The sequence below is a fragment of the Pseudomonas sp. GW822-FHT01E03 genome (genome assembly GCF_058802985.1).
In genome coordinates this window covers 1-548 of sequence record NZ_JBXAOQ010000034.1, presented here as the reverse complement: position 1 = coordinate 548, position 548 = coordinate 1, and the positions used below count along the sequence as shown (strand labels likewise).

Here is a 548-nt window from a genome sequence, read left to right as displayed (position 1 = left end):
TGCTTCACCCTCACCGGCGCACCTTCTCCCGAAGTTACGGTGCCATTTTGCCTAGTTCCTTCACCCGAGTTCTCTCAAGCGCCTTGGTATTCTCTACCCAACCACCTGTGTCGGTTTGGGGTACGGTTCCTGGTTACCTGAAGCTTAGAAGCTTTTCTTGGAAGCATGGCATCAACCACTTCGTGTTCCAAAGGAACACTCGTCATCAGCTCTCGGCCTTAAGATCCCGGATTTACCTAAGATCTCAGCCTACCACCTTAAACTTGGACAACCAACGCCAAGCTGGCCTAGCCTTCTCCGTCCCTCCATCGCAATAACCAGAAGTACAGGAATATTAACCTGTTTTCCATCGACTACGCTTTTCAGCCTCGCCTTAGGGACCGACTAACCCTGCGTCGATTAACGTTGCGCAGGAAACCTTGGTCTTTCGGCGTGGGTGTTTTTCACACCCATTGTCGTTACTCATGTCAGCATTCGCACTTCTGATACCTCCAGCAAGCTTCTCAACTCACCTTCACAGGCTTACAGAACGCTCCTCTACCGCATCA

Annotated in this window: 1 rRNA gene; it reads right to left on the bottom strand. The window is 51.1% G+C overall.

The annotated features are described in order from the left end of the window. Nucleotides 1-548 (bottom strand): 23S ribosomal RNA (locus tag AC1RP7_RS27905); the annotation flags it as partial.